Here is a 6659-nt window from a genome sequence, read left to right on the forward strand (position 1 = left end):
GCCGCCTGACGCCGCGCCGGTCCGCTAGTAGACCATCCCCATCCGGTCCTTGACCTCGGCCATGGTTTGCGCGCCGATCTCCCGGACCCTGTCCCGGCCCTTGTCCAGGACCTCGCGCAGGAAGCCGGGCTCCTTTTCCAGTTCCCTGCGGCGATTGCGGATGGGCTCCAGAAAGGCGTTGACGCCTTCGGCCAGGGCGGGTTTGAAGGCCCCCATGCGCTCGTCGGGCTCCACGCCGAACAGCTTGCCGTAGGTGAACAGGGCGTGCCCTTCGCCGGAATACGCCTTCTTGATCTTGCGGTTCACGGTCTCTTCGTCGTCCGTGAGGTTGATGACGTTGTTCAGCGACTTCGACATCTTGTTCTTGCCGTCGAGCCCCGGGAGCCGGGGGAACCGGGAGACCCGGTAATCCGGGATGGGGAAGGTCTCGCCGAAAAGGGTGTTGAACCGGCGGGCGATTTCCCGGGTCTGTTCGATGTGCGGAATCTGGTCCTCGCCCACGGGCACCAGGTTCGCCTTGGGCAGCAGGATGTCGGCCGCCTGGGACACCGGGAAGGCGAGAAAGCCGAGGTTCATGTGCTCGTAGCTGGTCCCCGCCTGCTCCATCTCCGCCTTGACCGTGGGGTTTCGCTTGGCCCGGCCCACGGTCACCAGGAACGAGAAGAACATGGTCAGCTCGGCCAGTTCCGGGATCTCGCTCTGCACGAAGAAGGTCGCCTTGTCCGGGTCCAGCCCGGCGGCCAGGTTGTCGAGCAGGGCCTGGTAGACGTTGGCGCGGATGGCCTTGCCCTTGTCGTCCTCCAGGTGGTCGTACAGGACCTGCATGTCCGCCAGGATGATGAAGGTCTCGTACTCGTCCTGGAGCGCGATCCGGGATTCCAGCGAGCCGAAGTAGTGGCCGATGTGCAGGTTGCCGGTCGTCCGTTCCCCGGTCAGTATTCTTTTCATTGGTTCGTCTCCTTTTCGGTGTCTTCGATTGTGGATGAAGAAAGGGCTGCCGGATATGCCGACAGCCCTGAAAAGAAGACGATGCCGCCGGCCATGCATGCCGACAGCTCTTATGCAATAAACACACTATGCTGGGGGCATACTCCGTGAAGTCTGCCGCCACCAAAGACGTGTTTCCGTATGGTGTTCCGATGAACGCATGGCCTTCTCTTAGCGGCCCGTCCGGGCCGGTGTCAAGGAACGGGCCGTCCAGGGCCCGAATCCGCCGCGCCGGGATCAGGCCGACGCCTTGTCCCAGATGAGCAGGTCGATCTTGTACTGCGTGCGCTCCACGTACACGCCGGGCGCCTCCTCGAAGGCGGCCAGGTAGCTCAGGAGATGCCGCCGCTCGGCCATCACGCCGTACTGGGACAGGAAGGTGGTGCAGGAGTCGGCCAGCTTCTCCAGGGGGCTCTTCACCGTCCAGGTGCCCTCCACCGGGTAGGCGGAGTAGGGGATTCCCTGTCCGTCCAGCCAGTTGCGCATGTCGGTGCCGTTGACGAACATCCTGGGGGTCACCCCGTAATGGGCGTACAGGCCGGTCATGACGTCGGACTTCATCAGCCCGGCAAAGCCCATGAACACGGTCTTGCCGCGCGCGTGGCGCAGGAGCTTGAATCGGGACTCCTCGCTCATGATGGCCGGGGTCATGGAGCAGAACACGACGTCGAAGGTCTGCTCGCCGTCGAAGTCCATCCAGTCCGAGCGCACGTAGTCGATGTTGCGCAGCCCCAGCGCCTCGGCGTCCTCGCGCAGGATGGCCAGCATCACGTCCGAGACGTCGAGCGCCGTGACGCAGGCCGCCTCGCGGGCGATGCGGATGGTGTACATGCCGCTGCCGCAGCCCACGTCCAGGACCGACGCGCCGCGAAAGTCCACGCCGTGCTCCCGGATCATCCGCATCACGCCCGCCTCGTAGTTGTCCTCCCCCTCCTCGAACCGGGGGAAGCTCCGGGCGTGGTTGTTCCAGTATTCCTTGCTCCTGGGCGGAGTCTGCGGTGTGGTTTCCATCTGCGTTCGCTCCCGTCGGTTGCTGCCGTGGGGCCCGGTCCGGCCCGTCGGCGGATAACTCGGATTAAAAAGTAACACGAATCACGTTTGATTGTCTGAAGAGTATTCACCAATCGCGAGTCCTTTTCAAGGGATTCCTTGCAACGCGGACCGTTGGCGCGGCCGGGCGGAGAGGAGGGCGTTGCCGGGGGGCCATTTCCCTTTCGCCGTAAAAAACGTAGGATCGGTCGTGACGTACTTGTCACGCGGTCGTGACCCGTTTTTCGTCTTGTCCCATGTTTTCGTAACCTTCCGAGCGTACATACTGGGTCTTGAACCCACACCAAACGGACCGAGGAGGTTTGACATGTTGAAAGTGGAAAAACTGTTTGTCAGGTGCGCCCTGGCGCTGGCCCTGGCCATGATGTTCATGGCCGGTTCCGCCTACGCCAAGGACGCGAAATACGTATTTTTCTTCATCGGAGACGGCATGGGCCTGCCCCAGCGCGCGGCCAGCTCCGCGTACCTGGGCAGGAAGCTGGCCATCGACGCCATGCCCGCCCAGGGCATCACCACCACCTTCGCCAACGACCGGTTCATCACCGGTTCCGCCGCTTCGGCCACGGCCCTGGCCACCGGCATGAAGACCAACATCGACTACATCGGCGTGGATCCGTCCTTCAAGCCGGTCAAGACCATCGCCGAGATGGCCCGCGACAAGGGCATGAAGGTCGGCATCGTCTCTTCGGTGTCCGTTGACCACGCCACCCCGGCGGCCTTCTACGCCCACGTCAAGAACCGCTCCATGTACCACGAGATCGACCACGCCCTGGCCGACTCCGGCTTCGATTTCTTCGCGGGCGGCGGCCTCAAGGACCCCTCCGGCAAGAAGTCCAAGGCCCCCATGGGCGACGCCCTGGAGAAGGCCAAGGCCAACGGCTACAAGGTCGTCACCGACAAGAAGGGCTTCATGGCGCTCAAGCCCGGCGACGGCAAGATCATCGCCTGGAACGCCTGGCTCCAGGACGACCAGGCCCTGCCCTACGTCATGGACATGACCGACAAGGACATCACCCTGCCCGAGTTCACCGCCAAGGCCATCGAGATGCTCGACAACGACAAGGGCTTCTTCCTGATGGTCGAGGGCGGCAAGATCGACTGGGCCTGCCACGCCAACGACGCGGCCGCCTCCATCGACAACACCGTCTCCTTCGACAAGGCCGTGCAGAAGGCCATGGCCTTCTACGAGAAGCACCCCGAAGAGACCCTGATCGTGGTCACCGGCGACCACGAATGCGGCGGCCTGACGCTGGGCTTCGCGGGCACCAAGTACGGCTCCCACTACGACATCCTCAGCCACCAGAAGGTCTCCTTCCAGAAGTTCACCGCCGAGACCCTGGCCGCCTTCAAGAAGAAGGGCGGCGACTTCAACGCCATGAAGCCGATCATCACCGCCGACTTCGGCCTGAAGTTCGAGGGTGACGCCAAGACCGATCCCATGGTCCTGGCCGACTACCAGCAGGCCGACATCGAGCAGGCCTTCAACCGCTCCATGGCGGGCGAGAAGGTCAAGGGCGGCGAATACCTGCTCTACGGCGACTACGACCCGCTGTCCGTGACCCTGACCCACGTGCTCAACCAGAAGGCCGGCCTGGGCTGGACCTCCTACAAGCACACCGGCGTGCCGGTCTCCACCTCCGCCATCGGCGCGAACTGTCAGGCCTTCAACGGCAGCTACGACAACAAGGACGTGGCCACCAAGATCATGGCCTCCATGGGCATGCCCGCCAAGGCCGTGTACGCGAGCGCCGCCGACGTGCGCGTGGCCGCCAACTAGACGCAACCCTGCAAACCTTCGGCGGGCGGACCGGCTGCGGTCCGCCCGCCCCTCTTTTCGGAAAACCCATGTACGCACCCAGCAAGACGTTCCGCGATTGGCTCCTGGTCCTCATCTTCATCGTCATCTCCGTCGGCCTCTACTACCTGCCCACCGGGTTCGAATCCAACAAGGACAAGGACGCGGTCCACTGCACGGGCCGGGTCACGGCCGTGGACGACGCCAACGTCATGAGCCTGGGCATGATCCGCGCGGGCGAGCAGGCGGTCACCCTGGAGATCCTGGACGGCCCGTTCAAGGGCGAGACGTATACGGCCAACAACCAGCTCCTGGGCCAGCTCGACCGCGACAAGCTGTTCAAGGCCGGGGACACGGCCTACGTCGTCCTGACCGTGAACAGCGACGGCAAGGTCATCTACGTCAACCCCCAGGCCCATTACCGCCTCGGGCTTGAACTGTTCCTGCTCGCCCTGTTCGCCGCGCTGCTGCTCATCTTCGGCGGGCTGACCGGGTTCAAGGCGCTGCTCTCGTTCGTGTTCACCGGCCTGCTCCTGTGGAAGGTCCTGGTCCCCATGCTGCTCAAGGGGACGGACCCGGTCTGGCTGACCCTGTGCGTGGTGGCGCTGCTCTGCGCGGTGATCATCTTCCTGGTGGCCGGGATCAACCGCACGGGCCTGACCGCCTTTCTCGGAGCCTTCCTCGGGGTGGTCGCCAGCTGCGCCATGGGCATCTATTTCACCGGCCATTTCCACGTCCACGGCGCGGTCATGCCCTTTGCCGAGACCCTGCTGTATGCGGGCTACGGCCACCTGAACCTGACCCGCGTGTTCATGGCCGGGGTCTTCCTGTCCTCCTGCGGGGCGGTCATGGACCTGGCCATGGACGTGGCCTCGGCCATGGCCGAGGTGGTCGACAAGAAGCCGGGCATCTCGCGCGTGGAGGCGGTCTGGTCGGGCATCCGCGTGGGCCGGGCCGTGGTCGGGACCATGACCACGACCCTGCTTTTGGCCTACTCGGGCGGGTTCGTGACCCTGCTCATGGCCTTCATGGCCCAGGGCATCCCGCTGGACACGACCTTCAACTTCATCTACGTGGCCGCCGAGGTCCTCAAGACCCTGGTGGGCAGCTTCGGGCTGGTCACCGTGGCCCCGTTCACGGCCCTGGTGGGCGGGCTGCTCATGACCGCCGCGAAACCCGCCGCGAGCACGCTGCGCCATTGACGAACGCGCCGGGATGGGCCAATACGATAGCTGGAAAATCAAGCACAAGGAGTCCGCATGCTTTCATTTCTCGGCAATGTGATCTGGTGGCTCATCGGCGGCGTGTTCATGGCCCTGGGCTGGCTCTTCGCCGGCTGCCTTTTCGCCATCTCCATCATCGGCCTGCCCTGGGCCCGGTCCGCCTTTGTCATCGCCGGGTTCTCGCTCATGCCCTTCGGCCGGACCCTGGTCCGGCGCGACATGGTCACCGGGCTGCCGGACATCGGCACCTCGGACTGGGGCACTTTGGGCAACATCGTCTGGTTCGTCTTCGCGGGCTGGTGGCTGGCGCTGGGGCACATCCTGTCCGCGCTGGGCTGCTTCATCACCATCCTCGGCATCCCGTGGGGCTGGCAGCACCTCAAGCTGGCCGGGGCCACCCTGGCCCCCATCGGCCTGACCGTGGTCACGGTGGAGCAGGCCGAGCGGCTGCACGGCGTGCGCATGGACCGCTGATCTGCACGGACCGCCGCCCCGGACGGGTTGTGCAATTTGGTGCATTCCCTTGCCACGGGCCCGAAAGCTGATTAGATAGAAACAGTGCCGGGGGATTCCCGGCCGCAAGCACGTAATCAATTCGGAGGAATATCAATGACTCAGTATCCCAGCATGCAACGCACGGAGACTTCCCGGGCCGAAGTCCTGAACGCCTTCATGCGCGGTGTCTACGGCTGGATGAGCGCGGGCCTGGGCCTGACCGCCCTGATCGCCTTCGCCACCCTGACCGTTCCCGCCCTGACCAACCTGGCGTTCGTCTACAATCCCCAGACCGGCGGGTATGCGCCGACCATGCTGCCCATGATCGCGCTGCTCCTGGCCTTCGGCATGGTCTTCTTCATGAGTTTCAAGATCCGGACCATGAACCCGAGCACGGCCACCACGCTGTTCATGGCCTTCAGCGCGCTCAACGGATTTTCCCTGGCGCCGATCCTCTACGCCTACACCACGGCCTCGGTGGTCTCGACCTTCGTCACCACCGCAGGCATGTTCGGGGCCATGTCCATCTACGGCATGGTCACCAAAAAGGACCTGACCGGGTGGGGCAGCCTGCTCTTCATGGGGTTGATCGGCATCATCATCGCCATGGTGGTGAACATGTTTCTGCAGAGCGCGGGCATGTCGTTTGCCATCTCGGTCATCGGCGTGATCATCTTCGTGGGTCTGACCGCCTACGACACCCAGAAGCTCAAGACCATGGGCGAGACCGTGCCCATGGGCGACAGCGCGGCCGTCCGCCGCGGCACCATCCTGGGCGCCCTGACCCTGTACCTGGACTTCTACAACCTGTTCCTCATGCTGCTTCGTCTCATGGGCGATCGCAGGTAGTACCGGCAACCCAGCCACACCAAAGGCCGTACTCCCCGAGTACGGCTTTTTTTTGGCCGCGCCTCGGCGGCCATACCCGCGAAACCGTCCATAATCCCGACTTCTCCCTCCACGTTACCAAGCCGGCACGACTCCCGGCGGGCCGGGCCGTGGACCTGGACCAGTCCGTGCAGTTCAGCAGCATCTTCCCGGCCCAGGACCGGCAGGTGGTCTTCGGCGAGAAGGCCCTGCGCGACCGGTTCGACAAGGGGCTCGAGTCC

General features: G+C 64.2%; 6 protein-coding genes. 4 read left to right on the plus strand and 2 right to left on the minus strand.

Features of this window, described 5'->3' with window-relative positions; genetic code table 11:
* Positions 1-24 precede the first annotated feature (24 nt).
* Together trpS and AB6M95_RS07855 are read right to left on the minus strand one after the other, a co-directional pair.
* Positions 25-948, minus strand: a complete 924-nt coding sequence (gene trpS, locus AB6M95_RS07850; RefSeq protein WP_371386180.1) for a tryptophan--tRNA ligase — start codon at positions 946-948, stop codon at positions 25-27.
* Positions 949-1224: 276 nt separating this feature from the next.
* Positions 1225-1998 carry a class I SAM-dependent methyltransferase gene (locus AB6M95_RS07855; RefSeq protein WP_371386181.1) on the minus strand — a complete coding sequence of 258 codons (774 nt, stop codon included), beginning with the start codon at positions 1996-1998 and terminating at the stop codon, positions 1225-1227.
* Positions 1999-2344: 346 nt separating this feature from the next.
* Between AB6M95_RS07855 and AB6M95_RS07860 the strand changes: the two genes are divergently transcribed.
* The 4 genes from AB6M95_RS07860 (at position 2345) to AB6M95_RS07875 (ending at position 6399) form a co-directional block, all read left to right on the plus strand.
* A complete protein-coding gene (locus AB6M95_RS07860) occupies positions 2345-3814 on the plus strand; it encodes an alkaline phosphatase (protein ID WP_371386182.1) in 1470 nt (489 codons plus the stop codon).
* A 68-nt stretch (positions 3815-3882) separates the two neighbouring features.
* Positions 3883-5034 (plus strand): YibE/F family protein, encoded by a 1152-nt coding sequence (locus AB6M95_RS07865; RefSeq protein WP_371386183.1) that lies wholly within the window; start codon positions 3883-3885, stop codon positions 5032-5034.
* Between the two features lie 57 nt (positions 5035-5091).
* Positions 5092-5529, plus strand: coding sequence for a YccF domain-containing protein (locus AB6M95_RS07870; protein ID WP_371386184.1), 438 nt, complete (start codon positions 5092-5094; stop codon positions 5527-5529).
* A gap of 135 nt (positions 5530-5664) precedes the next feature.
* Positions 5665-6399, plus strand: a complete 735-nt coding sequence (locus AB6M95_RS07875) for a Bax inhibitor-1/YccA family protein (protein ID WP_371386185.1) — start codon at positions 5665-5667, stop codon at positions 6397-6399.
* Positions 6400-6659 lie beyond the last annotated feature (260 nt).

This window comes from Pseudodesulfovibrio karagichevae (assembly GCF_041414475.1).
Lineage (GTDB): Bacteria > Desulfobacterota > Desulfovibrionia > Desulfovibrionales > Desulfovibrionaceae > Pseudodesulfovibrio > Pseudodesulfovibrio karagichevae.